The sequence below is a fragment of the Microbacterium sp. NPDC064942 genome (genome assembly GCF_049545525.1).
GTDB lineage: Bacteria > Actinomycetota > Actinomycetes > Actinomycetales > Microbacteriaceae > Microbacterium > Microbacterium gawkjiense.
This window is the reverse complement of the sequence record NZ_JBMWDR010000005.1, coordinates 52,879-79,499: the sequence shown is the minus strand read 5'-3', so window position 1 is coordinate 79,499 and position 26,621 is coordinate 52,879. Positions and strand designations below refer to the sequence as shown.

Annotated in this window: 23 protein-coding genes; 4 read left to right on the top strand and 19 right to left on the bottom strand. The window is 70.5% G+C overall.

What is annotated here, in order from left to right:
* Position 1: 1 nt before the first annotated feature.
* The 13 genes from ftsZ to ACPEH2_RS09940 form a co-directional block, all read right to left on the bottom strand.
* Positions 2–1,162 (bottom strand): cell division protein FtsZ, encoded by a 1,161-nt coding sequence (gene ftsZ / locus ACPEH2_RS10000; protein WP_064002337.1) that lies wholly within the window; start codon positions 1,160–1,162, stop codon positions 2–4.
* A gap of 157 nt (positions 1,163–1,319) precedes the next feature.
* Positions 1,320–2,225, bottom strand: coding sequence for a cell division protein FtsQ/DivIB (locus tag ACPEH2_RS09995; RefSeq protein ID WP_308210382.1), 906 nt, complete (start codon positions 2,223–2,225; stop codon positions 1,320–1,322).
* A gap of 107 nt (positions 2,226–2,332) precedes the next feature.
* Positions 2,333–3,727, bottom strand: a complete 1,395-nt coding sequence (gene murC, locus ACPEH2_RS09990; protein ID WP_217531282.1) for a UDP-N-acetylmuramate--L-alanine ligase — start codon at positions 3,725–3,727, stop codon at positions 2,333–2,335.
* A 62-nt stretch (positions 3,728–3,789) separates the two neighbouring features.
* The gene (locus tag ACPEH2_RS09985) at positions 3,790–4,863 is read right to left on the bottom strand and encodes a UDP-N-acetylglucosamine--N-acetylmuramyl-(pentapeptide) pyrophosphoryl-undecaprenol N-acetylglucosamine transferase (RefSeq protein ID WP_359919227.1); all 1,074 of its coding nucleotides are present in this window, start codon (positions 4,861–4,863) and stop codon (positions 3,790–3,792) included.
* 10 nt (positions 4,864–4,873) lie between these two features.
* Positions 4,874–6,088, bottom strand: coding sequence for a putative lipid II flippase FtsW (gene ftsW, locus ACPEH2_RS09980; protein WP_217531280.1), 1,215 nt, complete (start codon positions 6,086–6,088; stop codon positions 4,874–4,876).
* The gene (gene murD, locus ACPEH2_RS09975) at positions 6,045–7,586 is read right to left on the bottom strand and encodes a UDP-N-acetylmuramoyl-L-alanine--D-glutamate ligase (RefSeq protein ID WP_359919225.1); all 1,542 of its coding nucleotides are present in this window, start codon (positions 7,584–7,586) and stop codon (positions 6,045–6,047) included. Before murD ends, ftsW begins: the two co-directional genes overlap by 44 nt.
* Positions 7,583–8,692: a phospho-N-acetylmuramoyl-pentapeptide-transferase gene (gene mraY / locus ACPEH2_RS09970; RefSeq protein WP_064002343.1), complete on the bottom strand. Its 1,110-nt coding sequence runs from the start codon at positions 8,690–8,692 to the stop codon at positions 7,583–7,585. The genes murD and mraY overlap by 4 nt, the downstream gene beginning before the upstream one ends.
* Positions 8,689–10,101, bottom strand: coding sequence for a UDP-N-acetylmuramoyl-tripeptide--D-alanyl-D-alanine ligase (locus tag ACPEH2_RS09965; RefSeq protein WP_253034501.1), 1,413 nt, complete (start codon positions 10,099–10,101; stop codon positions 8,689–8,691). Before ACPEH2_RS09965 ends, mraY begins: the two co-directional genes overlap by 4 nt.
* Before the next feature lie 28 nt (positions 10,102–10,129).
* On the bottom strand, positions 10,130–11,944 hold the full coding sequence (locus tag ACPEH2_RS09960) for a peptidoglycan D,D-transpeptidase FtsI family protein (protein ID WP_359919222.1): 1,815 nt from the start codon (positions 11,942–11,944) through the stop codon (positions 10,130–10,132).
* A gap of 4 nt (positions 11,945–11,948) precedes the next feature.
* Complete coding sequence (locus tag ACPEH2_RS09955; RefSeq protein WP_359919220.1) at positions 11,949–12,557, bottom strand: hypothetical protein; 609 nt, start codon at positions 12,555–12,557, stop codon at positions 11,949–11,951.
* Entirely contained in the window at positions 12,554–13,555 is a 1,002-nt protein-coding gene (rsmH, locus tag ACPEH2_RS09950) for a 16S rRNA (cytosine(1402)-N(4))-methyltransferase RsmH (RefSeq protein ID WP_423718638.1), read from the bottom strand. The genes ACPEH2_RS09955 and rsmH overlap by 4 nt, the downstream gene beginning before the upstream one ends.
* 62 nt (positions 13,556–13,617) lie before the next feature.
* Positions 13,618–14,049 (bottom strand): division/cell wall cluster transcriptional repressor MraZ, encoded by a 432-nt coding sequence (gene mraZ / locus ACPEH2_RS09945; protein WP_064002348.1) that lies wholly within the window; start codon positions 14,047–14,049, stop codon positions 13,618–13,620.
* A gap of 220 nt (positions 14,050–14,269) precedes the next feature.
* Positions 14,270–14,647 (bottom strand): DUF3040 domain-containing protein, encoded by a 378-nt coding sequence (locus ACPEH2_RS09940; RefSeq protein ID WP_217531274.1) that lies wholly within the window; start codon positions 14,645–14,647, stop codon positions 14,270–14,272.
* Positions 14,648–14,707: 60 nt separating this feature from the next.
* Between ACPEH2_RS09940 and ACPEH2_RS09935 the strand changes: the two genes are divergently transcribed.
* A complete protein-coding gene (locus tag ACPEH2_RS09935) occupies positions 14,708–15,805 on the top strand; it encodes a polyprenyl synthetase family protein (protein WP_359919216.1) in 1,098 nt (365 codons plus the stop codon).
* 35 nt (positions 15,806–15,840) lie between these two features.
* Here ACPEH2_RS09935 and ACPEH2_RS09930 read toward each other — a convergent pair whose 3' ends face one another.
* Positions 15,841–16,167: an Rv2175c family DNA-binding protein gene (locus ACPEH2_RS09930; RefSeq protein ID WP_217531338.1), complete on the bottom strand. Its 327-nt coding sequence runs from the start codon at positions 16,165–16,167 to the stop codon at positions 15,841–15,843.
* Positions 16,168–16,401: 234 nt separating this feature from the next.
* Between ACPEH2_RS09930 and ACPEH2_RS09925 the strand changes: the two genes are divergently transcribed.
* A complete protein-coding gene (locus ACPEH2_RS09925; protein WP_423718660.1) occupies positions 16,402–17,523 on the top strand; it encodes a LysM peptidoglycan-binding domain-containing protein in 1,122 nt (373 codons plus the stop codon).
* A gap of 72 nt (positions 17,524–17,595) precedes the next feature.
* Positions 17,596–19,554: a Stk1 family PASTA domain-containing Ser/Thr kinase gene (gene pknB / locus ACPEH2_RS09920; protein ID WP_359919212.1), complete on the top strand. Its 1,959-nt coding sequence runs from the start codon at positions 17,596–17,598 to the stop codon at positions 19,552–19,554.
* A gap of 72 nt (positions 19,555–19,626) precedes the next feature.
* Here the strand turns inward: pknB and ACPEH2_RS09915 are convergent, their stop codons facing one another.
* The 3 genes from ACPEH2_RS09915 to ACPEH2_RS09905 form a co-directional block, all read right to left on the bottom strand.
* A complete protein-coding gene (locus ACPEH2_RS09915) occupies positions 19,627–20,955 on the bottom strand; it encodes a class II 3-deoxy-7-phosphoheptulonate synthase (protein WP_064002353.1) in 1,329 nt (442 codons plus the stop codon).
* Between the two features lie 71 nt (positions 20,956–21,026).
* On the bottom strand, positions 21,027–21,716 hold the full coding sequence (locus ACPEH2_RS09910; protein WP_064002354.1) for a lysophospholipid acyltransferase family protein: 690 nt from the start codon (positions 21,714–21,716) through the stop codon (positions 21,027–21,029).
* Between the two features lies 1 nt (position 21,717).
* On the bottom strand, positions 21,718–22,653 hold the full coding sequence (locus tag ACPEH2_RS09905) for an ROK family glucokinase (RefSeq protein WP_217531271.1): 936 nt from the start codon (positions 22,651–22,653) through the stop codon (positions 21,718–21,720).
* Positions 22,654–22,797: 144 nt separating this feature from the next.
* Here ACPEH2_RS09905 and ACPEH2_RS09900 point away from each other — a divergent pair, with 144 nt between their 5' ends.
* Positions 22,798–24,633 carry an AMP-dependent synthetase/ligase gene (locus ACPEH2_RS09900; protein WP_359919209.1) on the top strand — a complete coding sequence of 612 codons (1,836 nt, stop codon included), beginning with the start codon at positions 22,798–22,800 and terminating at the stop codon, positions 24,631–24,633.
* Positions 24,634–24,693: 60 nt separating this feature from the next.
* On the opposite strand, the gene ACPEH2_RS09895 is transcribed toward ACPEH2_RS09900, so the two are convergent.
* Together ACPEH2_RS09895 and ACPEH2_RS09890 are read right to left on the bottom strand one after the other, a co-directional pair.
* Positions 24,694–25,182 carry a peptide deformylase gene (locus ACPEH2_RS09895; RefSeq protein WP_217531269.1) on the bottom strand — a complete coding sequence of 163 codons (489 nt, stop codon included), beginning with the start codon at positions 25,180–25,182 and terminating at the stop codon, positions 24,694–24,696.
* Entirely contained in the window at positions 25,182–26,597 is a 1,416-nt protein-coding gene (locus ACPEH2_RS09890) for a MinD/ParA family ATP-binding protein (protein ID WP_217531336.1), read from the bottom strand. Before ACPEH2_RS09890 ends, ACPEH2_RS09895 begins: the two co-directional genes overlap by 1 nt.
* Positions 26,598–26,621: the final 24 nt, after the last annotated feature.

Sequence of the window (26,621 nt, the reverse complement as noted above, 5' to 3'; positions counted from 1 at the left end):
GTTACTTCAGGAAGTCGGGGATGTCGAGGTCGTCATCGCCGAAGGCCGAGTCGTAGTCGCTCGACGACGACGCGGGCGCCGACACCGACACCGACTCGCGTCCGCTGTTCTCCGCCGCGGCGAGGTCGCGCGCGACCGTGTCGGCGGGCAGCGGCGGCAGCACGGGGGCGGATGCCGGGCGGCTGGCCGTGATCGGCTCGACCTTCACCTGGGGCTCGCCGCCGTCGAAGCCGGCCGCGATGACCGTGACCCGGACCTCGTCGCCCAGGGTGTCGTCGATGACGGTACCGAAGATGATGTTGGCCTCGGGGTGCGCGGCTTCCTTGACGAGCTGCGCGGCGTCGTTGATCTCGAAGATGCCGAGGTTCGAACCACCCTGGATCGACAGCAGCACGCCGTGCGCGCCCTCGATCGACGCCTCGAGCAGCGGCGACTCGACGGCCAGTTCGGCGGCCTTGATCGCACGGTCGGCGCCGCGGGCCGAGCCGATGCCCATGAGTGCGGAGCCCGCGCCCTGCATGACCGACTTGACGTCGGCGAAGTCGAGGTTGATGAGACCGGGCGTCGTGATGAGGTCGGTGATGCCCTGCACACCGGCGAGCAGCACCTGGTCGGCCGTGGCGAAGGCCTCGATCATGGAGATGCCGCGGTCGCTGATCTCGAGCAGGCGGTCGTTCGGCACCACGATGAGGGTGTCGACCTCTTCCTTGAGCTTCGAGACGCCCGCCTCGGCCTGGGTCTGGCGACGACGACCCTCGAAGGAGAAGGGCTTGGTGACGACACCGATGGTGAGGGCGCCGATCGACTTCGCGATCCGCGCGACGACCGGGGCGCCACCGGTGCCCGTACCGCCGCCCTCGCCGGCCGTGACGAAGACCATGTCGGCGCCCGCGAGGGCCTCCTCGATCTCCTCGGCGTGGTCCTCGGCGGCACGACGGCCGACCTCGGGGTCGGCGCCCGCGCCGAGACCGCGCGTGAGCTCGCGGCCCACGTCGAGCTTGATGTCGGCGTCGCTCATCAGCAGCGCCTGGGCGTCCGTGTTGACGGCGATGAACTCGACGCCGCGAAGGCCGAGCTCGATCATGCGGTTGACGGCGTTGACACCGCCACCACCCACGCCAACGACCTTGATCACAGCAAGGTAGTTCTGGTTCTGGCTCACGCCGGCCTCCGTATCGTCCTGAACCTCGAGTGCAAACCTTCAACCTCAACCAGAGGTTTAAAAAATTGCCGAGTATGCAATTCCCGATTCCGAACGTAGGCGGCGCAGCGCCGCTCAGCCGCAGCGTCGTGGGCGTGTCGCGCGATCTGATTCCGCGTCAGCGGATGACGACCGCGTCCGGCGACGAGATGTCGTACTCGTCGACCTCGGACGGCGGCTTCGCGGTCATCGCGGCCTGCAGGACGCGAGCCTTCTCGACGGGGTCGTCGGAGCTCCCCCACACGACCTCCGCCCCCTCGATCGTGAGGGTGACATCGTCGGGCGTCGTCGCCGCCATCGCCGTCACCTGCGTGCGCAGGTCGGCCGGGAGCGAGCGGTAGACGGCCCCCACGGCGCGGAACGCGCGCGACCCGGCCCCGCCGGTCGCCTCGATCACCGGGTACCCCTCGGGCGCGTTCTCGCTGGTGGAGAGGACGACGCCGGCCGCGTCGACGAGCGAGAATGCGCCGCGCGTCGACACCACCCCCACGGGGGTGCGTTCGATGATCCGCACGACGAGCTCCTGCGGCGGACGCGCTTCGATCGAGTAGCTCTCGACGAGCGGGAACCCGACCAGCGCAGCCTTGACCGCGCTGGAGTCGACGAGCGCGAGCGGGGTGCCCTTCTCCCCCGCGAGCGCCTGCTCGACGGCACCGCGATCGAGCCGATCGGTGCCCAGGACGGTGATCTTCGAGACGGCGAACAACGGGCTGTAGGCGGTCGCCACGGCCCCGAGCCCGACGAGCACGACGGCGGCGAGCGACGCCAGCCACGCGTAGCGACGCCGCCGCTGACGGACGGTGAACCGTCGTACCTCGCGGCGGAGGGCACGCCGGCGGGCGCGGGCCGCCGCCCAGACGTCGCGCAGACCGAGCGGGCGGTCGCCCTCGGCATCCGGAGTCCGTTCGTCGCGCCCGACGTCGTCGACCTCGGCCACCGGCTGAGCGAACGGGACGAGGCGGCCCGGCCGCGAGGGCTCGATGACCTCGGTGACCTGCTCCTCCGCCGGTTCAGGATCGTGCACGGGCTGCTCCGCCCGAGGCTGCGGGACGGGCTCCGACTGCGGAGCCGCCGTCGGGGCGGATCGACGTGCCGGCGGCGTCGTCGGCAGGGGGGACGGCCGCCGCACGGTCAGTCCTGCCCGAGGGCGTCGAGGACCTGCGGGATGATGCGGTACACGTCACCGCAGCCGAGGGTGATGACGTAGTCGCCGGGACGGGCGATGGATGCCGTGTACTCGGCCGCCTGCTGCCAGTCCGCCACGAAGCGCACCCGGTCCTGGTCGGCGAAGGCACCGCTGACGAGGGCGCCGGTCACCCCGGGGACGGGATCCTCGCGGGCGCCGTAGACGTCGAGGACGACCGTGTGGTCGGCGCGGGATTCGAGGACCTCCGCGAACTCGCGGTACATGGCCTGCGTGCGGGAGTAGGTGTGGGGCTGGTGGACAGCGATGATGCGTCCCTCCCCGACGACGGTGCGCGCCGCTGCGAGGGCGGCGTCGACCTCGGTCGGGTGGTGGGCGTAGTCGTCGTAGACCGACACGCCCGCGCGGACGCCGTGCAGCTCGAACCGGCGGATCGTGCCGCCGAACTGCTCGACCGCGCGCAGCGCCGGCTCGAGCTCGAATCCGAGGGTGAGGAGGACGGCGACCGCGCCGGCCGCGTTGACCGCGTTGTGCGCTCCGGGGACGCTCAGGGCGCCCGACGCCGAGCGTCCGTCGTGGTGGAGAGTGAAGGAGACCGGGCCCTCGGTGACGATGTCGCTCACGCGGACGTCCGCCTCGGCGGCCGTGCCGAAGGTGACCACGGTGCGGTGGGACAGCGAGGCGGCGACCTCGCGGGCACCGGGGTCGTCGGAGGAGATGACGACGGCCTGGGATGCGGCATCCGCGAATCGGACGAAACCCTCGTAGAAGGCCTCGCGCGACCCCCAGTGGTCGAGGTGGTCGGGATCGACGTTCGTGATGAGGGCGACCGCGGTGTCGTAGAGGAGGAACGAGCCGTCGGACTCGTCGGCCTCGATGACGAACAGGTCGTCGGACCCGGTGCCGCTCGAGACGCCGAGGGAGGCGATGACGCCGCCGTTGACGAACGTCGGATCGGCGCCGATCGCGCGGAGGCCCGTGACGATCATCCCGGTCGAGGTGGTCTTGCCGTGCGCGCCCGCGACGCTCACCAGTCGACGACCGCCGACCAGCCAGTGCAGCGCCTGCGAGCGGTGCAGCACGGGCACGCCCCGCTCCTGAGCACGCAGGTACTCCGGGTTCTCGGGCCAGATGGCGCCCGTGAACACGACCGCATCCACGTCGTCGGGGAGATTCGCCGCGTCGTGGCCGACGTGGACCTCCGCGCCGCGCGCCGCGAGCGCCTGCATGGCCGCGCTGTCGGAGCGGTCGGAACCCGACACGCGGATGCCGCGATCGAGGAACATGCCGGCGAGCCCCGACATCCCGGAACCGCCGATCCCGATGAAGTGGGCGGCGGTGATGTCCGCGGGGATGGGGAGCGTGAGATCGGGGCGAATCATGGCCCGACAAGTCTAGGTCGGGGTGGGCGGCGGGGACGCCGCGGCGCGCTGTGCCGGGCTGCTCAGCGGGTCAGGGCGCGGTCGATCAGTCCGACGACGTTCTCACTCCCCGAACGGGTGCCGACCTGCGCCGCGGCGGCGCGCATGTGCTCGAGCGACGCCGCATCGGACAGGAGCGGCACGACGGTCGAACGGATGCGGTCCCCGGTCAGCTCGGCATCGGGGATCAGCACCGCCGCCCCCGCCGCGACCGCGGACGCGGCGTTGAGGGCCTGCTCGCCGTTGCCGACCGCGTAGGGGACGTAGACGGCCGGGATCCCGAGCGCGCTGAGCTCGCTCACGGTCGCCGCCCCCGACCGCGAGACGACGGCGTCGGCGAGGGCGAACGCGAGGTCCATGCGATCGATGTAGGGCACGATCCGGTAGGACGGGTCGTCGGGGTCGGCGATGTCGTTGCGCTCCCCCGCGGCGTGCAGGATCTGCCACCCCGCCGCGACGACGTCCTGCCACGCATCGGCGAAGGCGCGATTCAGCCGCACCGCCCCGAGCGATCCGCCGAAGACGAGGAGGACGGGCCGGTCGGCATCCATCCCGAAGGCCGCAGCCGCCTCCTCGCGCAGCGCGGCGCGGTCGAGGTTCACGATCTCGGGGCGCAGCGGCATCCCGACGACCTCGGCACCGCGCAGCGGCGTTCCCTCGAAGGCGACACCGGATGCCGCGGCCCCCCGCGCGCCGAGCACGTTGGCGAGCCCCGGCTTGGCGTTCGCCTCGTGGACGACCACGGGGACGTGGGTGCGGCGGGCGGCGACGTAGGCGGGCGCCGAGGCGTACCCGCCGAAGCCGACGACGACGTCGACGGCGCGATCGCGGATGTGGTGCCGGACCTGGCGCACGGCGCGGGCGAACCGTGCCGGAAAGCGGAGCGCCGCGGCATCCGGTCGACGCGGGAAGGGGACCTTGTCGACGAACAGCAGCTCGTATCCCCGCTGCGGCACCAGTCGGGCTTCGAGGCCCTCACGGGTGCCGAGGACGAGGACGGTCGCGCCCGGGTCACGAGCCATCAGGGTGTCGGCGACGGCGAGCAGCGGATTGACGTGGCCCGCGGTGCCACCGCCGGCCAGGAGGTACGTGGTCACCGGATCGAGCCTACCGGCGGGTCGGAGCGGTGACCGGCGCCGAGGTGGGCAGCGTCCGCGCGAAGGCGAGGAGCACCCCGCACGCCATCAGCACCGAGACGAGCGACGTACCACCCTGTGACATGAACGGCAGCGGCACACCCAGCACCGGGAACACCCGGAGCACGACGCCGATGTTGATGAGCGCCTGCCCGACGATCCAGACGGTGATGCCGCCGGCGGCGATGCGGATGAACGGATCGTGGGTCTTGCGGATGACGTGGAAGGCGCCGACCGCGAACAACGTGAACAGCGCGAGCACGACGATGCACCCGATGAGGCCGAGTTCCTCGCCCACGATCGCGAAGATGTAGTCGTGGGATGCCGCGGGCAGCCACGCGTACTTCTCGCGGGAGTTGCCGAGCCCGAGGCCGAAGACACCGCCGCTCGCCAGACCCCAGATCCCGTGGAGAGGCTGGTAACAGCCGTCGTAGTAGTCGTCGATGCAGTTCGGGTCGAGGAAGCTCGTGATGCGCGCCATGCGGTTCGCACTCGTGAGCGCCAGGACAGCGACGACGACGGCGGCGGCGACGACCGGGATGATGAACACCCGGAGCTTCACTCCGGAGAAGAACAACGCCCCCAGCAGGATCAGCACGAGGATCATCGCCGTACCGAGGTCCTTACCTGCCAGCACTGAGCCGATGACCATGATCGAGACCGGGACGACCGGGATGAAGACGTGACGCCACAGGCCGAGGAGGGTGTGCTTGCGATAGAGGACGTACCCGAGCCAGAGCGCGAAGGCCAGCTTCAGGAACTCCGACGGCTGCGCCTGGACACCCGCGATCGAGATCCAGTTGCGGTTCCCGTCGAAGTCGTAACCGAGCCCGGTGAACACGAGCAGCTGGAACGCCTGAGCGAGGCCCAGCGCGATCCACGAGATCCGCTTCCAGAACAGCACTGGCAAGCGACTGAACACGAACATCAGCGGCACGCCGAGGATCGCGAACATGGCCTGCCGCATGACGGTCTGGAAGGGCCCGCCCTCGCCGGACGTGGCCATCGTCGCCGACAGCACCATGACGAGTCCGAAGATCGTGAGGATCAGCGCCGTCGAGGCGATGAGCAGGAACTCGCTCGGGACCGGCGCGAAGACCTTGCCGAGGGCGACGCGCGCCGTGAAGGCGGAGGAGCCGCGGTCAGCCGGATCCGACGGGGCCGGACGGTCGGTCGTGGTCGTCACCGGCGTCCTTTCCCATCCGTGCGTTCACCGCGTCGGCGAAGCGCCGGCCGCGATCCGAGTACGAGGCGAACTGGTCGAACGATGCCGCAGCCGGAGCGAGGAGGACCACGTCTCCGTCCTGCGCGACGTCCGACGCCAACGCGACGACCTCGGTCATGACGTCCTCAGTCTGAGCGTGATCGACCTCGAACAGCGGCACCGCCGGCGCGTGTCGCGCGAATGCCGCGACGATCGTGGACCGTTCGACGCCGATGACGATCGCGGCCTTCACCCCGGGACCGCGCGCGGCGACGAGGTCGTCGATGTCGACGCCCTTCAGCAGCCCGCCGAGGACCCAGACCGCGCCGGGGTACGCCTGGAGGGAGGATGCCGCGGCGTGCGGATTCGTCGCCTTGGAGTCGTCGATCCAGGTGACACCGTCGGCGACGCCCACGACCTCGATCCGGTGCGGGTCGAGGCGGAAGCCACGGAGAGCGTCGCGGATCGCCGCGGGCGGGACGTCGAGGGACCGGGCGAGCGCGGCGGCAGCGAGGATGTTCGCAACGACGTGCGGAGCGGCGAGCCCGGCGTCGGCGAGCTCCGCCACGGTCGCGAGCTCGAGCGCGTTGGTGCGCCGCTCCTCGAGGAACGCACGGTCGACGAGGATGCCGTCCACGACGCCGAGATCGCTCGGCCCCGGGACGCCGAGATCGAAGCCGATGGCGCGGCATCCTTCGATCACCTCCGCGTCCTCGACCATCTCGCGGGTCGCAACGTCGCTCTTGTTGTAAACGCAGGCGACCCGGGTGAGCTGGTAGACGACGGCCTTCGCGTCGCGGTACGCGTCGAAGGACCCGTGCCATTCGAGATGGTCGGCGGCGAGGTTCAGGCAGACGCTGGCGTACGGCGAGACGCGGTCGTCGCCGTCCTGGAGGCCGAGGTACCAGAGCTGGTGGCTCGAGACCTCGATGACGAGCACGTCGAACCCGGCCGGGTCGCGCACCGCGTCGAGCACCGGGACGCCGATGTTGCCGCACGGCGCTGCCCGCAGGCCGCCGGCGACGAGCATCGTGGCCGTCAGTTGCGTCGTGGTGGTCTTGCCGTTCGTCCCCGTGATGAGCACCCAGTCCGCGGGCGACCCGTCGGCGCGCAGCACCTTGTCGCGGACGCGCCAGGCGAGCTCGATGTCGCCCCAGACAGCGACACCCGCCTCGCGGGCCCACGTGACGACGGGGTGGTGCGGCGGGAATCCGGGCGAGGCCACGACGACGTCGGGACGGTGCGCCGTGAGCTCCTCGGGGACGGTGTCGAGCGGGCCCTGCCACATCCGCGCCCCGATGACGGGGACGAGTCGGGCATACTCCTCGGCGGCGTCCTCGGTCACGACCAGGACGTCGGCGCCGAGCTCGGCGAGCGTGTCGGCGACGGAGAATCCCGTCATCGACAACCCGAGGACGACGACCCGGAGCCCCGACCAGTCGGCGTGCCAGCTCGTCAGCCGGCGGAGGTCGGCGGTCATACGGCGGCCAGCCAGCCGACGTAGAAGAGGGCGACACCGAAGATCGCGAAAATGCCGGCGATGACCCACATCCGGACGACGATCGTGATCTCGGGCCACCCGCGCATCTCGAGATGGTGGTGGAACGGGCTCATGAGGAAGAGGCGTTTGCCACCGGTCGCCTTGAAGTAATACCGCTGCAGGATCACCGAGGCCGGGGCGATGATGAAGACGCCCGCGAGGATGACCGAGAGGATCTCGGTGCGGCTGAGGACGGCCATCGCGACGATCACGCCGCCGATCGCCATCGAGCCCGTGTCACCCATGAACAGCTTCGCCTTGGGCGCGTTCCACCAGAGGAAGCCGACAAGGGCTCCGACGAAGGATGCCGCGACGATCGTCAGGCCCATCGGGTCGCGGGTGTCGTAGCAGGCGGCGGTGTACTCGGTGGCGAGCGCGGCGGAGTGGCAGCGCTGCTGCAGCTGCCAGAACGTGACCAAGCTGTACGCCGAGACGGTGAAGATCCCCGCACCGGTCGCCAGACCGTCGAGGCCGTCGGTGAGGTTCGACGCGTTGGACCAGGCCACCGACATGAACGAGATCCACAGGAGGTAGAGGATCCATCCGGCGACCGCCCCGAGCGCCATGAAGGAGAGCGTCGGGATGTCGCGGAAGAAGGAGATGTAGGCGGAGCCCGGGGTCTCGCCGTACTGGTTCGGGAAGTTCAATGCCATCACGCCGAACGGGACGGCGACGGCCACCTGTCCGACGATCTTGCGCCAGCCCGAGAGCCCGAGGCTGCGCTGCGACCGGACCTTCATGTAGTCGTCGATGAAGCCGATGATGCCGAGACCCACCATCATCCAGAGGACGAGCAGGCCGGACACGGTGGGTTCCGTGCCCCCCGTGTAGCTGCCGACGAAGAAGCCCACCATCGTCCCCACGATGAAGACGATGCCGCCCATCGTGGGCGTCCCGCGCTTGGTGTGGTGGCTCGGGTTGTTGATGTCCTCCGGCGTGCGGATGACCTGGCCCCACCCGATCTTCCGGAAGACCCGGATGAACAAGGGCGTGAGGAACAGGGTGAATGCCAGCGAGATCGTCGCAGCGGCCAGCAGGGATCTCACGAGAACGATTCTCCCAGACGATCGCCCAGGAACCTGAGCCCCGCCGCGTTCGAGGACTTCACGAGAACCCGGTCGCCGTCGCGGAGCTCGGTCATCAGGTAGTCGTAGGCCTCATCGGCGGTCTCGAAGAACACGGCCTCACCGTCCCAGGAGCCTTCGCTGATGGCGGCGAGGTACAGGCGCCGGGCGGCGGAACCGACCACGACGATGCGCTCGTAGCGGAGGCGGACGGCCTGGAGTCCGATGCGGTCGTGCTCCTCCCCCGCCTGCTCACCGAGTTCGGTCATCGCCCCGAGGACGGCGACCTTGCGCTGCCCGGGTGCGGTGATCTGCGCGACGGTACGGAGGGCTGCGGCCATGGAGTCCGGGCTGGCGTTGTAGGCGTCGTTGATGACACGCACGCGCTCGCTCCCGAGCGGCTGCATCCGCCAGCGCTCGGCGATCTCGACCGTGCCGATCCGTTCGATGGCATCGGCGGGATCCACCCCCAGCAGTTGGGCGACGGTGATGGCGGCCAGCGCGTTCATGACGTGGTGCTCACCCAGCACCCGCAGGTGCAGCGGCAGGCGCCGACCGTCGACGAGGATCGTCGCGGTCGTGCCGGATGCCGTGACGTCGACGTCCTCGGCGCGCACGTCGGCCGACGGGCCCCGCCCGAACCAGCGGACGGCGACGGCGCGCTCCTCGGCGACGGCGGCCATCGCCGCGACGCGGGCGTCGTCGGCGTTGAGGACGGCCGTGCCGCCGGGACGGAGCGCCTGGACGAGTTCGGTCTTCGCCTTCTGCGTCGCCTCGACACCGCCGAACCCGCCGGCGTGGGCGAGGCCCACCATGAGGACGGCACCGATGTCGGGCGTGATGAGGCCGGCCAGTTCGGCGATGCGGCCGGGACGGGACGCCCCGAGCTCGCTCACCAGGAAGCGGGTGTCTTCCGTGACGCGCAGCATCGTCACCGGAGCGCCGACCTCGTTGTTGAACGACGCCCGGGGGGCGACGGTGGGGGCTTCGTCCTGCAGGATGCGGGCGAGCAGGTTCTTCGTCGTCGTCTTGCCGTTCGACCCGGTGATCCCCACCACCTGCAGGCCTCCGTGCGCGCGGACGCGGGCGACCACCTCACGGGCGAGGGCGCCGAGGGCGGCGACGGCGTCGGGCACCACGATCTGCGAGACCGGCGCGCCGACGGGGCGCTGCACGATCGCGAGGGACGCCCCCGCCGTGACGGCGGCGTCGACGAACAGGTGGCCGTCGGTCGCGTCGCCGGGCTTGGCGACGAAGACGGAGCCGGGCCCCATCTCGCGGGAATCGGTGTCGACCGTGCCCGAGACGACGGTCTCCGGGGTGTCGGTGCCGTGGAGCTGAAGGGTGCCGCCGACGGCGTGCGTCACCTCGGCGAGCGTCATCCGGATCATGCTGGGGTGTCTCCTCGTGCGCTCGGGTTCAGCCTGTGACGGGCAGGAGGGGGGTCTCCGAGCCCGACGGCATGACGCGGTAGTGCGTGAGCACCTGCGCCATCGCCTTCTTGAACACCGAGCGGTTGGCCGACGACATCCGCTGCTTCTTGGGCTCGTCGAAGACCGTCAGGACAACATACTTCGGATCCTCGGCGGGAGCGAAGCCGACGAGGGACGTGAAGTACAGGTTCGGCTTGTATCCGCCCTTGCCGTCGGAGATCTGCGCCGTGCCGGTCTTGCCGCCCATCCGGTAGCCGGGGAGGGCGATGTCGTCGGCGAGCGTCCCCTGCGCGAAGACGTTCTCGAGCATGAGCGAGACCTCGTCGGCGGTCTCCTTCTTGATGACCTGCTCAGGGGCGGCGAGCTTCGGCTCGACGACGGTGCCGTCGGGCTTCGTGCAGGACTCGACGAGCGATGCCGGCATCCGCAGACCGTGGTTGGCGAACGTCTGGTACGCGCTGGCGACCTGGACGGCGGTGACGGTGAAGGCCTGCCCGAAGGTGGTCGCGTAATTCGTCTGGTTGTCCCACGTGTCCGCGGGGGCGATCGTCGTCTTCGGCTCACCCGACCAGTCCAGACCGGTCGGCTGACCGGCGCCGAACTTGGTCAGGTACTCGTACCGCGTCTGCGGGTCGACCATGCCGCCGAACTGCGACATCGCGACGTTCGACGAGGTGACCAGACCGCCGTTGAGCGTCAGGTTCTCGGTCGCGTGGTTCTCGGAGTCGTTGACGACCGCGCCGTTGTCGAACACCATCCGGTCGGGCACCCTGACCGTCGATTCCGGCGTCACGCCGGCCTGCTCGATCGCCGTCGCCGCAGTGACCGGCTTGAAGGTGGAACCCGGCTCGAAGGAGAACCGGAGCAGCCGCGATCCGCGGTCCTCAGGCTCGCTGGCGCCGGGATCGTTCGGGTCGACCGTGGGGGTCTCCGCGAGCGCGCGGATCTTGCCCGTCGCGACCTCCATCACGATGATCCCGCCCCAGTCCGCCTGGTAGCGCGAGGTCTCCTCGGCGATGAGCTGCTGCATGTACCACTGCAGGTCGGCGTCGATCGTGAGGGCGAGGGTGCCGCCGTTCTTCGCGGGCTGCTCGACCGCCGTTCCGGGGATGACCACCCCGTCGGCGCCCTTCTGATAGCGGATGCTGCCGTCGGTGGGTGCGAGGCAGGAGTTCTGGAGCGACTCGACGCCTTCGAGGGGCTTGCCGTCGGAACCGACGAAACCGAGGATGTTGCCCGCGACCGCGCCGTTCGGGTACGCGCGCGAGGCGACCGGGTCGAACGAGATGAAAGGGATCTGCAGGTCGGCCAGGGCGCGGAACTCCGCCGTGGGGACCGATCGTTTGATCCGCGCCCAGCGCGAACCCGCGTCTTTCGCGATCGCGTCGTCGGCGATGGCCTGGACCTCGGCGGCATCCTGGCCAGTGATCTCGGCGATCTGCGCCGCGATCTCCGGCCACGTCGCACGGACCGCCGTCTTGCCGTCGTCCTCCTTGACGAGGGAACCGTTTTCGTCGCGCAGGGACATACCCTTCTCAGCCAGCATCGGGTCGACGATCACGTCATAGCGCAGCAGGCTCGTCGCGAGCGGGGTGCCGTTCGTGTCGACGATCGTTCCCCGCGCTCCCTCGAGCTTCGAGGTGACCCGCATCCCCTTGCTGAAGGCGTCGCCGACGTGCTGGCTCGCGTTGACGATCTGGATGTCGACCAGGCGGACGACGAAGGAGACCAGGACCACCAGGACGACGGCGAGGGCGACGACGGTGCGACGGCGCGGGCCTCGGGTTGCTCGTGTCGTCATGTTCTCAGTGTGTGCTGGGGGTCGGCAGTCCGTCGGTGATCGAGGGGGGTGTCGGCGTATTGGCCAGCAGGTCCTCGTCGATGGACACACCCGAGTCCAGGCTCGCCTCGGGGTCCGTCACGAGCGGGACATCCGCAACGAGGGCGTTGGAGACCGCCGCCCGCGACAGCGCCTCGATCGAGGAGGCATCCGACGCGCCCTTCTGCGGACCGAGGGTCGCGCCGTCGCTCAGGCGCAGGTAGTTGGGCTCGCCGCCGGCGACGAGGCCGAGGGCGGCGGCGTTGGCGGCGAGGAACTGCGGCGAGCTGAGCCCCGCGATCTCCTCCTCGAGGATCTGCTTCTGGTAGTTCGCGTCCCGCTGCTGCGCCGTGAGGTCCTTGACCTCGTAGGCGCCCTGCGTCGTGACGATCGACAGCCCCATCTGCACACCGGCGATGGCGAGGGCGCCGGCGACCGCGACGAGGCCGAACACGAGCCGCGGACGGCGTCGCGGCTGCGGCGCGATGCCGACGCCGGGGCGACCCAGCGGACGGAGGACCGGTGCCGCCGAACCGAGGACGACCTCATCGCCTGCGCTGTCGATGGCAGTGGTGGCCAGGGCCGGAACGGTCATGACGCCTCCCTCACTCGCTCTGCCGCACGCAGACGCACCGGTGTGGCGCGCGGGTTGCGGGACTTCTCTTCGTCTGATGCCACTTCGGCGCCCTTGGTGAGGAGGCGGAAGCGGGGGGCGTGCTCGGGTGGTTCGATCGGGAGGCCCGCCGGCGCCGTGGACCGCGTCGCCTCGGCGAACACCCGCTTGACGAGGCGGTCCTCGAGGGACTGGTACGACATGACGACGATGCGACCGCCGACGGGCAGGATGCCGAGGGCCTCGGGCAGGGCGCGTTCGAGCACCGCGAGCTCGCCGTTGACCTCGATGCGCAGCGCCTGGAACACACGCTTGGCGGGGTGACCGCTGCGCTCGCGCTGCACGGCCACCGGCGTCGCGGCGATGAGGATCTCGACGAGGCGGGCGGAACGGTCGATGGGCGCCTCCTCGCGCGCGGCGATGATGGCTCGGGCGTACCGGCCGGCGAGCTTCTCCTCGCCGTACCGCTCGAAGATCCGGCGGAGGTCGCCCTCACCGTAGGTGGCGACGATGTCGGCCGCCGTGGTCGAGGCGGTCTGGTCCATCCGCATGTCGAGCGGGGCATCCTTCGCGTACGCGAACCCGCGGTCCGCCTCGTCGAGCTGGAGGGAGGACACCCCCAGGTCGAACAGGATGCCGTCGACCTTCGTCGCTCCGGCGCTGCGCACCGCGTCGGCGATGTCGTCGTACACGGTGTGGACGAGGGTCACGCGGTCCCCGAACCGGGCGAGCCGCTCCCCCGCGATCCGAAGGGCGTCGGTGTCGCGGTCGAGGCCGATCAGCCGCACCTGGGGGAAGCGCTCGAGGAGCGCTTCGGAGTGGCCGCCCATGCCCTCGGTGGCGTCGACGACGACGGCGCCGTCGCGCTGGAGCGCGGGTGCGAGCAGCTCGACGCAGCGGTCGAGGAGGACGGGGGTGTGGATGTCGTCGTAGGCCATGGTGCGTTCGGTTCTGCAGAGGCCCTCGGCCCCGATCCCCATCCGCTCCGACCTGGCGCCGGGGAAGTGCGTCAGGGCGAGCGGCTGGGAGTCGCGGTCGAGGATCAGAAGAGTCCCGGGATCACCTCCTGCTCCATGTCCGAGTACGTGTCTTCGTTGCTGTCCGCGTAGGCGTTCCAGGCATCGGCGTTCCAGATCTCGGCGTGCGCGCCGACACCCGTCACGACCAGTTCGCGCTCCAGAGCCGCGTAGGTCCGAAGGTGCGGCGGGATCGTGATCCGGTTCTGCGAATCGGGCTTCTCCGCACTCGCGCCGGAGAGGAACATGCGCTGGAAGTCGCGCGCCTGCTTGTTGGTCAAGGGGGCTTCGCGGATGCGCTCGTACACCCGCTCGAACTCCGCCGAGCTGAAGACGTAAAGGCAGCGCTCCTGGCCGCGGGTGATCACGACGCCGGGGCCGAGGTCGTCGCGAAACTTCGCCGGCAGGATGACCCGACCTTTGTCGTCCAGCTTCGGGGTGTGGGTGCCCAACAACATCGCTCGGTCACCCCCTTCGTCCGGCCCGCTCCAGGATGACGCCACTTTACTCCACTTTCCTCCACTCCGCGACAGATTCCCGCCCCGATGCGCTCTCGTCTGCGCTCATCGGGGTCGGCCACGCCGGGCGGGCCCCGCCCGCGCTCCCTGCGAGGGCACAAAAAAAGCACCGACCCGGAGGTCGGTGCTTCAGAAGTGGAGGAGTGTGGAGGAACTCAGATCATCGATCGTCGTTGCGTCGATCCCACCGGTCGTTCATGCGATCCATGAAGGAGGCGGATGCCGGCGCCTTCGCGGCGCGCGGCTTGCGCGACCCCGTCGCGGCCCGGGCTGCAGCGGCACCCTTAGCCGGGGTGAAGGCGAGGACGACACCGCCCACCATCACGACAAAGGCGATGACGCCGATGACGACGAGGGACGTGGCCACGCCGACGACGAGCCCGGCGATGCCGAGGAGGACGATGACGGACCCGTAGACGATGTTGCGATAGCTGAGGGGGGCCGCGCCCCGGTCCGCGCTGACAACATCGGCGTCGTTGCGCATGAGATGGCGTTCCATCTCGTCCAGCAGACGCTGCTCCTGCTCTGACAGTGGCATGCATCCCCCTCGGGTCGGTCCATCAAGTGTACGCGTGCGCGCGATCACTAGGCTAGGCCCGTGTCCTCTTCCCCCGACCCGATCGTGGCCGTTTCCCAGCGAGTCGAGAGGTTCCTGCAGGCGCAGCGCGATGCGGTCGCGGATTTCGGCGAGGAGGCCCGGTCGTTCGTGGATTCCGGCGCCGCCGCCGCCACCGGCGGGAAGGGCTTCCGCGCCCGCTTCTGCCTCGCCGGATGGCGCGCGGTGGCCACGGCCGAGGCGCCCGCGCCCGGCCACGTGCCGGAGGTCGTGACCGCGGCATCCGCGGCATTGGAGGTCTTCCACGCCGCCGCCCTCGTGCACGACGACGTCATCGACCGTTCCGACACCCGCCGAGGGCGCCCCGCCGCCCACCGCGCGTGGGAGGCGGCGCACCGCGCAGGCCGCTGGGCGGGCGACGCGGCGGGCTTCGGCACGTCGGCGGCCATCCTCCTGGGCGACCTCCTGGTGGCGTGGAGCGACGACCTCCTCGAAGAGGGCCTGCTGGCCGCCGAACCGAGCGCCGCCGCCCGCGCGCGCGCCGAGTTCGCCCGCATGCGCCGGGAGGTCACCGTCGGTCAGTTCCTCGACATCGCCGAGGAGTCGGTCCACGTCGTCGCGCCCGTCGACACGCACCCCGACCGCGCCCTGCGCGTGGCGTCGCTGAAGTCCGCGCGCTACAGCGTGCAGCATCCTCTCCAGCTCGGCGCGGTGCTCGCAGGCGCGGACGACGACCAGTACGCCGCCCTCGCCGCGTTCGGTCACCCCGTCGGCCTCGCCTTCCAGTTGCGGGACGACGTGCTCGGCGTCTTCGGCGACACGACCGTCACGGGTAAGCCCGTGGGAGACGACCTGCGCGAAGGCAAACGGACGCTCCTCGTCGCCTACACCCGGGCCGCCCTGGCACCGGGGGCCCTCGCCGTCTTCGACGAGCTGATCGGCGACCGGGACCTGACGCCCGAACAGGTGTCGCACCTGCAGCAGACGATCGTCGACACCGGTGCGCTCGCGCGCGTCGAGGATCGGATCGCGGGATGGGCAGCCGAGGCCGACCGTGCCTTCCGCGGCGCACGCCTGGGGCACGCAGCCGTCAGCGAACTCCGCGACCTGGCGCGCGCGGCGACCGTCCGCACCGCCTGAGCGACGACCGCCCCGGCGTCAGACCCCGCGAGGGGTCAGGCCAAGGACTGCGCGACGCGACGGACCTCGCTCTTGCGCCCCTGCCGGAGGGCATCGATCGGTGCGACGCCGATCGAGTCCTCGGGCGCCAGCAGCCAGTCGATCGCCTCGTCGTCCGAGAACCCCGCGTCCTGCAGGACGATGATCGTCCCCCGGAGGGCGGAGATCGGCGCTCCGTCCACGAGGAAGACGGAGGGGACCCGAGGCGCCCCGAATCGCCGCGACGCGATCAGCTGGTGCTCGTCGAGCATCCGGCGCACGCGTCCGAGGGGTTCGCCGGTCAGCTCGACCAGCTCGGGAAGACTCAGCCAATCAGTGGACACGATCGCGTCAGAACTCACCCCTCCACTATCGCATCCGCGCCGACGCGGCGTTCATCACACAAGTCACATGCGCCTCATCCATTGACACCAGCAACACGGCCGTGACACGGTTCTGCGGGGGGGATCGACGAGCTGGGACCGAACGAAGGAACACCTGTGCGCCGTAACGACCTCCTGTCCACCGCCCTGCGCGACAAGCGCACCCCTGCCGTCATCGGCTCGATAGCACTCTCGATGTCGCTCCTGCCGATGGACGCCGCACAGGCCGAGGAGCCCCGGCGGAACACCCCGGAACCCGTCACGGCCAGATCCGCGACCGAGTCCGCCACCGCGGCCACCGTCGTCGGCAGCCCGGCGGCGCGGAAGGCCGTGAAGACCCACGTCGTCGCCCGGGGCGACACGGTCAGCGCCATCGCCGCGGCGAACGGCGTGCGCACCGCCGACGTCCTGGCCTGGAACGGCCTGGGCTGGCGGTCGATCATCCGACCCGGTGACGTCCTCCGTCTCGGACCGAAGAGCTCGGGGCGGGATGCCGGGCGCACACCGGCAGCGGCGGGTCCGGCATCCACCTACACGGTGAAGCGGGGCGACACCCTCTGGTCCATCGCCACCCGCCACGGCATGGGCGTCGCCGCCCTCGCTCGGGCCAACGGACTGGGATCGTCGACGATGATCCACCCGGGGCAGAAGCTGACGATCAGGTCGGTGGCCGCCACTCCTACCGCCGCCTCCCGCCCCAGCGCACCCCGACCCGAGAAAGCCGGCCCCGTGCACGAGGTGTCCGCGGGCGAGACGGTCTGGGCGATCGCGCAGCGCAGCGGTGTCAGCCTCGGGCGACTGCTCGCCGCCAACGGCCTGGACGAGGGCTCGATCATCTATCCGGGACAGAAGCTCCGCATCCCGACCGCCGCGGCGCCCTCCCCCGCCTCGAGTGGCGCGGCTTCCGTCGCCCTGGACGCCGAGCAGATCGCCAACGTCAAGACGATCATCGCGGTCGGACGCGAGCGCGGCGTCTCGCGCGACGGCATCGCGATCGCCCTGGCCACGGCGATGGTGGAGTCCTGGATCCGCAACCTCGACGGCGGCGACCGCGACTCGGTCGGCCTCTTCCAGCAGCGCCCGAGCGCGGGCTGGGGCTCGGTGGCCGAGATCCGCGACCCGCGACGGTCCGCGGCGGCGTTCTACGGCGGCTCCGCGGACCCCAACGGCGACCGGACCCGCGGCCTGCTCGACATCGAGGGGTGGGAGGACATGGCCTTCGGCGACGCGGCCCAGGCCGTGCAGATCTCCGCCTACCCCGAACGGTACGGCCCCTGGGAGGCGCAGGCGTACCGCTGGCTCGAGACGTACAGGTGATTTCGTCGGCCGACCGGCTCCGGGGGTGAGGCGTTACCCGGGCTCGCAGGGTCCGCTCCGTAGACTTCTGACGTGAACGCCACCCCGCAGACCGACCCGCTGATCGGCCGCCTGGTCGACAGCCGGTACCGGGTCCGCGGGCGCATCGCCCGAGGCGGCATGGCCACCGTGTACGTCGCGACGGACCTGAGGCTCGAGCGGCGCGTCGCGCTCAAGGTGATGCACGGCCACCTCTCCGACGACACCGTCTTCCAGAACCGCTTCATCCAGGAAGCACGGTCGGCCGCGCGTCTCGCCGACCCCCACGTCGTCAACGTCTTCGATCAGGGCCAGGACGGCGAGATGGCGTATCTCGTCATGGAGTACCTCCCCGGGATCACGCTGCGCGAGCTGCTGCGCGAGCAGAAGCGGCTCACGCTCCCCCAGACGATCACGATCATGGATGCGATCCTGTCGGGTCTCTCGGCGGCGCACCGCGCGGGGATCGTGCACCGCGACGTGAAACCCGAGAACGTCCTGCTCGCCGAGGACGGCCGGATCAAGATCGGCGATTTCGGCCTTGCCCGCGCGTCGAGTGCGAACACCGCCACCGGACAGATGCTGCTCGGGACGATCGCCTACTTGGCGCCCGAGCTGGTGACGCGGGGGACGGCGGACGCCCGCAGCGACATCTACGCGCTCGGCATCATGCTTTACGAGATGCTCGCGGGCGAACAGCCCTACAAGGGCGAGCAGCCGATGCAGATCGCCTACCAGCACGCGACCCACTCGGTTCCGCGCCCGAGCGTGAAGAACCCCGCCGTGCCGGAGCAGCTCGATGAGCTCGTGCTGTGGGCCACCGAGCGCTCGCCCGAGGACCGTCCGAACGACGCGCGCGAGATGCTCGACCGCCTGCGCGAGATCGAGAAGCAGCTGGGCGTGTTCCCGCAGGTGGTGCGCTCCACCCCCACCGGGACGAAGGTCGTCGTCGACGACTCGCTCGACTCCGACGAGGTGACCCGCGTCATGCCCGGCACGTTCACGGCACCGAGCGTCACGACGGAGGTCGACAACGCCACCCGCCTGCGGCGACGCACGCACCGCAACGCGGTCAAGGGCGGTTGGCTGCTCGCCGTGGTCCTCGTGCTGGCCGCCGGTGCCGGCCTGGCCGGATGGTGGTTCGGCAGCGGTCCCGGTTCACTCGTCGCCGTCCCGACGGTGGTCGGGATGAGTTTCGACGACGCCGAGGACCTGCTGGCCGAGAACACCCTCGTCGCCCGCCGCAGTGACGTCCACAGCCTGGAGGTCCCCGCCGGGAAGGCGATCGGGACGGACCCCGGCACCGGCGAGTTCGTCGACCGCGACTCCCCGGTGACGGTGCAGATCTCCGCCGGTCCCGCCACCGCCGAGTTGCCGGCCCTGCAGGATCGGGCGCGCGCCGAGGTCGAGTCGCTCCTGCGGGAGAACAGCATCACGGTCGCCGAGACCAAGAACTACTTCACGAGCTTCGCGGCCGACCGGGTCGTCCGCGTCTACGTCACTCAGGCGGGATCGCCGGATCCGGTCGAATGCACCGAGGGCTGCTCGGTCCTTCAGGGCTCGACGGCGGAGCTCCGCGTCTCGCTCGGCCCGCTCCCCGACGTCGCCGGAACGCCGGCGGACGAGGCCGCGAAGACCCTCCGGGACGTGGGGATGGAGGTCGAGGAGACCCGCGAGTACAGCAACGACGTCGCCGACGACCTCGTCATCCGCGTCGCCGATCGACCCGGCGGCGGCTCCTGGCAGCAGGGCGAGAAGCTGACGCTGGTCGTCTCCGACGGCCCGCGCCCCGTCGAGGTGCCCAACGTCGTCGGCGAGACGGTGCGCACCGCCGTCGACCGGTTGCAGTCGGCCGGATTCGAGGTCAACCCGAACATCCAGGACCTCGAACTCCCGCTCGGCGGACGCTACTGGGACGTCTACCGGGTGCAGGCCATGACGCCGGACGGCGGGACGCTGCAGCGCCCCGGCACGACCGTCAGCCTCACACCGCAATTCCAGCCCTTCGGCTGATCCCCGGCATCCGTTCTTCGCAGACGACGAGGGCCCGGCGGTCGATCACCGCCGGGCCCTGGTGTCGCCTCGTCAGCGGTTGCCGAGCTCCTCGGCGACGAGGAAGGCGAGCTCGAGCGACTGCATGTGGTTCAGCCGCGGGTCGCACAGCGACTCGTAACGCGTCGCGAGGGTCGCCTCGTCGATCATCTCGGAACCGCCCAGGCACTCGGTCACGTCGTCGCCCGTGAGCTCGACGTGGATGCCGCCCGGGAACGTACCGACCGCGCGATGCGCCTCGAAGAAGCCGCGGACCTCGTCAACGACGTCGTCGAAGCGACGCGTCTTGTAGCCGGTCGGCGTCGTGATGCCGTTGCCGTGCATCGGGTCGGTCACCCAGAGCGGCGTGGCACCGGCATCCTTCACCGCCTCGAGCAGCGGCGGGAGCGCGTCGCGGATCTTGCCGGCGCCCATCCGCGTGATGAAGGTGAGCCGCCCCGGCTCGCGCTCGGGGTCGAGCTTGTCGATGAGGGCCAAGGCTGTCTCGGGCGACGTGCTCGGTCCGAGCTTGACCCCGATGGGGTTGCGGATCTTCGAGAAGTAGTCGACGTGGGCGCCGTCGAGGTCGCGGGTGCGCTCCCCGATCCACAGGAAGTGCGCCGACGTGTTGTACGGCGTGTCCGTGCGCGAGTCGATGCGCGTCATCGGGTGCTCGTAGTCCATGAGCAGACCCTCGTGACCGGTGTAGAACTCCACGCCGCGCAGCTCGTCGAAGTTCGCCCCGGCGGCCTCCATGAACTTGATGGCCCGGTCGATCTCGCCCGCGAGACGCTCGTAACGCTGGTTCGCGGGGTTCTTCGCGAAGCCCTGGTTCCAGCTGTGGACCTCGCGGAGGTCCGCGAACCCGCCCTGCGTGAAGGCGCGGATGAGGTTCAGTGTCGACGCCGCCGTGTGGTACCCCTTCAGGAGCCGCTGCGGGTCGGCGGTGCGCGAGGCCTCGGTGAAGTCGTAACCGTTGACGATGTCGCCGCGGTACGCGGGCAGGGTGACGTCGCCGCGCGTCTCGGTGTCGCTCGAGCGCGGCTTGGCGAACTGACCCGCCATACGCCCCATCTTCACGACCGGCATCGACGCGCCGTAGGTGAGGACGACGGCCATCTGCAGGACCGTCTTGATGCGGTTGCGGATCTGCTGCGCCGTGGCACCCGCGAAGGTCTCGGCGCAGTCGCCACCCTGCAGCAGGAAGGCCTGGCCCGCGGCGGCGTTCGCCAGGCGGGCGCGGAGATTGTCGACCTCGCCGGCGAAGACGAGGGGCGGAAGGGTCGCGATCTCGGCGGAGACGGCGGCGACCGCATCCGCGTCGGGCCACAACGGCTGCTGCTTGATCGGGAGCGAGCGCCAGTGGTCGAGAGGAGTGGGCATCCGCCAATTCTAGCGGCGGCGGACGGCGCCCCCGGCCGTGTGACGGAGGGCCGCGACGGCGCAGCGAGAGCTCAGGACGCGGATGCCGGGCGCCGGTGCTTCACCGTGGAGGCGTAGACGTCCTCGTACTCCTGCTCCCCCATGCGCTGAAGGGCCACCATGATCTCGTCGGTCACCGAGCGCAGGACGAAGCGGTCGGACTCCATGCCGTGGAAGCGGCTGAAGTCGAGGGGCTCGCCGATGACCATGCCCACCCGGCCGACCCGCGGGATCGACCGGCCGATCGGCATGACGTCGTCGGTGCCGATCATGACGACCGGGATCACCGGGACGCGCGCCGTCAGCGCCATCCGCGCGAGGCCCGTGCGGCCGCGGTACAGCTTGCCGTCGGGGCTGCGGGTGCCCTCGGGGTAGATCCCGAGCAGGTCGCCGCGACCGAGCACCTGGAGTCCGGTGTTCAGGGATGCCTCGGAGGCCTTGCCGCCCGTGCGGTCGATCGGGATCTGGCCGGTCCCCTGCATGAAGACGCGCGTGGCCCAGCCCTTCAGCCCCTTACCCGTGAAGTAATCGCTCTTGGCGAGGAAGGACATCGGCCTGTCGATCATCAACGGCAGGAAGATCGAGTCGCTGACCGACAGGTGGTTGCTGGCGATGATGGCGGCCCCGGTCGCCGGGATGTTGCTCCGACCCACGATCCACGGACGGAAGATCGCCTTCACGATCGGTCCGATGATGAGGTACTTCAGGACCCAGTAGACCATCTCAGACCCGGCCACCCGCGAGGTCGGCCACGCCGATCAGGCCGGCGTCGTTGCCGAGGGTGGCGATGGCGAAGGATGCGACCGGTCGCTCGCCGTAGCCCGGCAGCGCCGTCGCGTATGCCTCGCGCACCGGGTGGAGGAGCCGCTCCCCCAGGTCGGCGACACCGCCGCCGATGACGAACAGGGCCGGGTCGAGGACGGCCTGGAAGCCGCCGCACGCCTCACCGAGGGCCGTCGCGACGCGGTGAACCGCCTCGAGGGCGCCGGCGTCGCCGTCCGCGATGAGTCGCTCCATGGCCGCTGCCGGCACGATCCCGTCGGCGGTCCGCGCGGCGGCGAGGCCCGCGCCGAGAGCGCCGGATGCCGCGATGTCCGCCGCTTCGCGCTGCAGGGCGCGCCCGGAGGCGTACTGCTCGAGGCATCCGTTCTGACCGCAGCCGCAGGGGCGGCCGCCGCGCTCGAAGCGGATGTGGCCGAGCTCGCCGCCGATACCGTTGCCGCCGACGAGCAGCTCGCCGTCGATGATCGCGGCGCCGCCCACGCCCGTGCCCAGGGTGATCATCACCATGTCGCGGACGTCCCGACCGGCACCGAAGCGGAACTCGCCCCACCCGGCCGCGTTGGCATCGTTCTCGAGGGTGACGGGACGTCCGATGCGTCGCTCCAGCTCGTCGCGGAGCGGCTCGTCGGTCCAGTCGATGTTGGGGGCGTGCAGGATGACGGACCGGCTCGCATCGATGAAGCCGGCCGCGGCCACGCCCACGGCGTGCACCACCCGGTCGGTGACGAGGTCGTCCACCATGGCGGCGACGGCGTCCGCCAGCGCGTGGGGATCGGCGGGGGTGGGGACACGGCGCCGGTCGACGATCGTGCCGTCCGGGTCGACGATGCCTCCGGCGATCTTGGTCCCACCGATGTCGATGCCGACGTTAAGCACACCACTCCCCTCCGCGCGTGCGGGCGCACGGCATCCGTGAGTCTAACGGGGCGCGACGGGCCGCCGCGGCCGTGGGATCGAGGATCACGATGGCCTAGACTCGGTCGCACCTGACGCCACCCGGTACCGAAGGAGTTGCCGCCCATGAGCGCCGTACAATTCGACGTCCCCGCCGTTGTGCCCGCCGACCCGACCGCGAACACCTCGGACATCCTCGTCCAGCGGGTGAAAGCGACGCCGTCGCTGGCCCTGTTCGCCGTCCCGGACGGGGACGGATGGCGAGACGTCACCGCAGCGGAGTTCCACCGCGAAGTGATCGCGCTCGCGAAGGGATTCGCGGCCAGCGGCATCCAGCCCGGCGACAAGGTCGCCTTCCTCGCACGGACGACCTACGACTGGACCCTCGTCGACTTCGCGCTCTTCTTCGCAGGAGCCGTCATGGTGCCGGTCTATGAGACCAGCTCCGCGTCGCAGATCAACTGGATCCTCACCGACTCGGGCGCCGTGGCCATGGTGGTCGAGAACGCGACCCACGCCGAGCGTGTCGCCGAGATCCGCTCGGAGGTCCCGCTCGTGCGTGAGGTGTGGACGATGGGCACCGGGGACCTCGACAGCCTGCGCGCACGGGGCACCGAGATCACCGACGACGAGATCGAGCGCCGCCGTTCGCTGGCCAACGCCGACGACATCGCGACCCTCATCTACACGTCGGGGTCGACCGGCCGGCCCAAGGGCTGCGTCCTCACCCACAAGAACTTCGTCGAGCTCTCCCGCAACTCCGCCAAGGCGCTCCACGAGGTCGTCGAGCAGCCCGGGGCCGCGACCCTCCTCTTCCTCCCCCTCGCGCACGTGTTCGCACGGTTCATCTCGATCCTCAACATCCACGCCGGGGTGAAGACGGGCCACGAGCCCGACACGACGAAGCTGCTCGCCGGACTCGGCTCGTTCAAGCCGACGTACCTGCTCGCGGTGCCGCGCGTGTTCGAGAAGGTCTACAACTCGGCCGAGCAGAAGGCGGAGGCCGGCGGCAAGGGCAAGATCTTCCGGGCCGCGGCGGCCGTCGCCGTCGAGCACTCCCGCCGCCTGCAGGACGGCGAGAAGATCCCGCTCGGGATGAAGATCAAGTTCGCGCTCTTCGACCGCCTCGTCTACAGCAAGCTGCGCACCGCGATGGGCGGGCGTGTGACGCACGCCGTCTCGGGATCGGCGCCGCTCGGGCCGCGCCTCGGTCACTTCTTCCACAGCCTCGGCGTGCAGATCCTCGAAGGCTACGGGCTCACCGAGACCACCGCGCCGGCGACCGTGAACCTCGCCACGAAGTCCAAGATCGGCACGGTGGGCCCCGCGCTCCCCGGCGTCGGCGTCCGGCTGGGCGAGGACGGCGAGATCGAGGTCCGCGGCATCAACGTCTTCAAGGAGTACTGGCGCAACCCCGAGGCGACCGCGGAGGCCTTCCACGACGGCTGGTTCCGCACGGGCGACATCGGGACCTTCGACTCCGAGGGCTACCTCACCATCACGGGGCGCAAGAAGGAGATCATCGTGACGGCCGGGGGTAAGAACGTCGCCCCCGCCGTCCTCGAGGACCCCATCCGCGCGAACCCCATCGTCGGGCAGGTGGTCGTCGTGGGCGACCAGAAGCCGTTCATCGGCGCCCTCGTCACGCTCGACCGCGAGATGCTGCCGACCTGGATGTCCAACAACGGACTCGCCGCCGACATGCCCATGTCGCAGGTGATCACGCACCCGAAGGTGCTCGCCGAGGTGCAGTCCGCGGTGGACCGGGCCAACAAGGCGGTCTCGCGCGCGGAGTCGATCCGCAAGTTCGTGATCCTCGACACCGAGTGGACCGAGGCATCCGGTCACCTGACGCCGAAGATGAGCATCAAGCGGAACGTGATCCTCTCGGACTTCGCCGGCGACATCGAGGAGCTGTACCAGGCGAACGTGTCCACCACGAACATCTCCCTCGGGAACTGACCCGCACCCCCTCACACGACGAAGGGCCCCGGCGATCCGGGGCCCTTCGTCATGTGCGCGTCAGAACCAGTCGGACTCGCGCACTTCGCGCATCGCCTGGCGCCGGACGTCCTTCGGCAGGCGGTCGAGGTACAGCATCCCGTCGAGGTGGTCGCATTCGTGCTGCAGCGCCTGTGCGAGCAGCCCCTCCCCCTCGATGACGAGCTCATCACCGTGCAGGTCGATGCCGGTGACTCGCGCCCAGGGGTGACGGAGGGCGTCGTGCCAGAGACCGGGGACCGAGAGGCATCCCTCCCCCGTCGGCACCGGATCGCCCGCGACCTCGAGGGTGGGGTTCAGGATGTACCCGATGACGCCGTCGACGTTGTAGCTGAAGGCGCGGACGCCGACACCGATCTGCGGCGCCGCGACGCCGGCACGACCCGGTTCGGCGACGGAGTCGACCAAGTCCGACACCAGGCTGACGACGCCCTCGTCGATGTCCTCGATGAGGGCGCACACCGACCGCAGGACGGGGTCGCCGAACAGGCGGATGGGACGGACCGCCATCAGCGCACCGTTCCCGCCGCGCGCAGCCCCTCGACGACGACGGCCGCCAGCTCGCGGGCGGCGAGGCGCGTCGCGCCGGCCAGCTCGCGGAACGAGATCGGACCGCCGGTCGCGATGTGCGCGTCGTACGGAATGGTCACGACCGCGCGCACGCGGCTGCGGAAGTGGGATTCGAGCTCGCTCGGCTTGATGAGGCTCGCCCCCGGCCGGGAGGTGTTGAGCACGACCACGGCGTTGCGGGCGAGCTCGCCGTACCCATTCGTCTCGAGCCACGACAGCGTCTCGGAGGCCAGCTTGGCCTCGTCGACGCTGCGTCCGGCGACGATGAGGATCTGGTCGGCGAGCTCGAGGGTCGCGTCCATGACGGAGTGCACGATGCCGGTGCCGCTGTCGGTGAGGACGATCGAGTAGTAGTGGGCGGCGATGGCGGCGACGTCGTGGTAATCGCGGTCGCTGAACGCCTCGGACAGGTGCGGGTCGGCATCGGAGGCCAGGATGTCGAGGCGCGTCTCGTCCCGCGCGACGATCCCGGAGAGGTCGTTGAACCCGGTCACGTCGGCGCGCGCACGGACGAGGTCGCGCACAGTCTTGCCGCTCGTGCGCTCGATCCGCTCGGCGAGGGTGCCGCGGTCGGGGTTCGCGTCGACGGCGATGATGCGGTCCTCGCGCGCGTCGGCGAGGGCCATCCCGAGCAGAGTGGTGACACTCGTCTTCCCGACGCCGCCCTTGCGCGAGAGCACGGGCACGAACTTCGCTCCGCCGGTGAGCGGCGCGGTGATGCGGCGGTCGAGCTCCTTGCGTGCGCGGACCTTCGGGCTCTCCGCGAGGAGGACCCGACGGAAGCTCGCGGTGTAGACGAGACGCTGCCAGGCGCCTTCGGGCTCGGGCGCGGCGACGCGGGACCGGTCGATGAGCCGATCGGCGGTGAGCAGGTCCGGGCTCTCGCGGTCGGCCGAGAGCTGGTCGAGGCGGCGGGACTGCAGGGGTTCCTCGTCGACGCGGACCCCGCGCACACGCTCGAGGGCGTGCTTGTCGGCTCCCGCGGGATGGTGGATCGCACGCCGGGTCACCCCCGTCACCGGAGGGACCGTCGCCGGGACGACCTCCGCGTCGACGATGTCGCCCTGGGTGTCGGCTGTCGGCGCAGGAGTCTCGTCCTCGCTCCGGGATGCGGAGACGACGGATGCCTCGTCGTGGCCGTCGTCCGAGGTCCGCTCGGCCTCGTCATTCCCGACCGGGGCGATGTCGTCGTCGTCGACGTAGTCGTCGTCATCGTCCGCGAGCGCCGGGAGCGTCAGGTCGATCTGGGCCGTCGTCCCGTCGACGATGCCGATGCCGGTCGTCTCGAGGTTGTCGGTGCGCTCGAGCACACCGTTGTCGACGTCCTCGGACATCTCGTTGTCGCGCTCACGCATCACGGGGGTCACTCCTGGTGGATC

What these genes read in the sequence shown, in the direction of transcription:
- murC (WP_217531282.1), bottom strand. Translation starts at nt 3,727, where the DNA reads ATGATTCGCCCCGATCTCACGCTCCCCATCCCCGCGGACATCACCGCC.
- murD (WP_359919225.1), bottom strand. Translation starts at nt 7,586, where the DNA reads ATGACCGCCGACCTCCGCCGGCTGACGAGCTGGCACGCCGACTGGTCG.
- ACPEH2_RS09965 (WP_253034501.1), bottom strand. Translation starts at nt 10,101, where the DNA reads ATGATCCGGATGACGCTCGCCGAGGTGACGCACGCCGTCGGCGGCACC.
- ACPEH2_RS09960 (WP_359919222.1), bottom strand. Translation starts at nt 11,944, where the DNA reads ATGACGACACGAGCAACCCGAGGCCCGCGCCGTCGCACCGTCGTCGCC.
- ACPEH2_RS09955 (WP_359919220.1), bottom strand. Translation starts at nt 12,557, where the DNA reads ATGACCGTTCCGGCCCTGGCCACCACTGCCATCGACAGCGCAGGCGAT.
- rsmH (WP_423718638.1), bottom strand. Translation starts at nt 13,555, where the DNA reads ATGGGGATCGGGGCCGAGGGCCTCTGCAGAACCGAACGCACCATGGCC.
- mraZ (WP_064002348.1), bottom strand. Translation starts at nt 14,049, where the DNA reads ATGTTGTTGGGCACCCACACCCCGAAGCTGGACGACAAAGGTCGGGTC.
- ACPEH2_RS09940 (WP_217531274.1), bottom strand. Translation starts at nt 14,647, where the DNA reads ATGCCACTGTCAGAGCAGGAGCAGCGTCTGCTGGACGAGATGGAACGC.
- ACPEH2_RS09925 (WP_423718660.1), top strand. Translation starts at nt 16,402, where the DNA reads ATGTCGCTCCTGCCGATGGACGCCGCACAGGCCGAGGAGCCCCGGCGG.
- ACPEH2_RS09915 (WP_064002353.1), bottom strand. Translation starts at nt 20,955, where the DNA reads ATGCCCACTCCTCTCGACCACTGGCGCTCGCTCCCGATCAAGCAGCAG.
- ACPEH2_RS09910 (WP_064002354.1), bottom strand. Translation starts at nt 21,716, where the DNA reads ATGGTCTACTGGGTCCTGAAGTACCTCATCATCGGACCGATCGTGAAG.
- ACPEH2_RS09900 (WP_359919209.1), top strand. Translation starts at nt 22,798, where the DNA reads ATGAGCGCCGTACAATTCGACGTCCCCGCCGTTGTGCCCGCCGACCCG.
- ACPEH2_RS09895 (WP_217531269.1), bottom strand. Translation starts at nt 25,182, where the DNA reads ATGGCGGTCCGTCCCATCCGCCTGTTCGGCGACCCCGTCCTGCGGTCG.
- ACPEH2_RS09890 (WP_217531336.1), bottom strand. Translation starts at nt 26,597, where the DNA reads ATGCGTGAGCGCGACAACGAGATGTCCGAGGACGTCGACAACGGTGTG.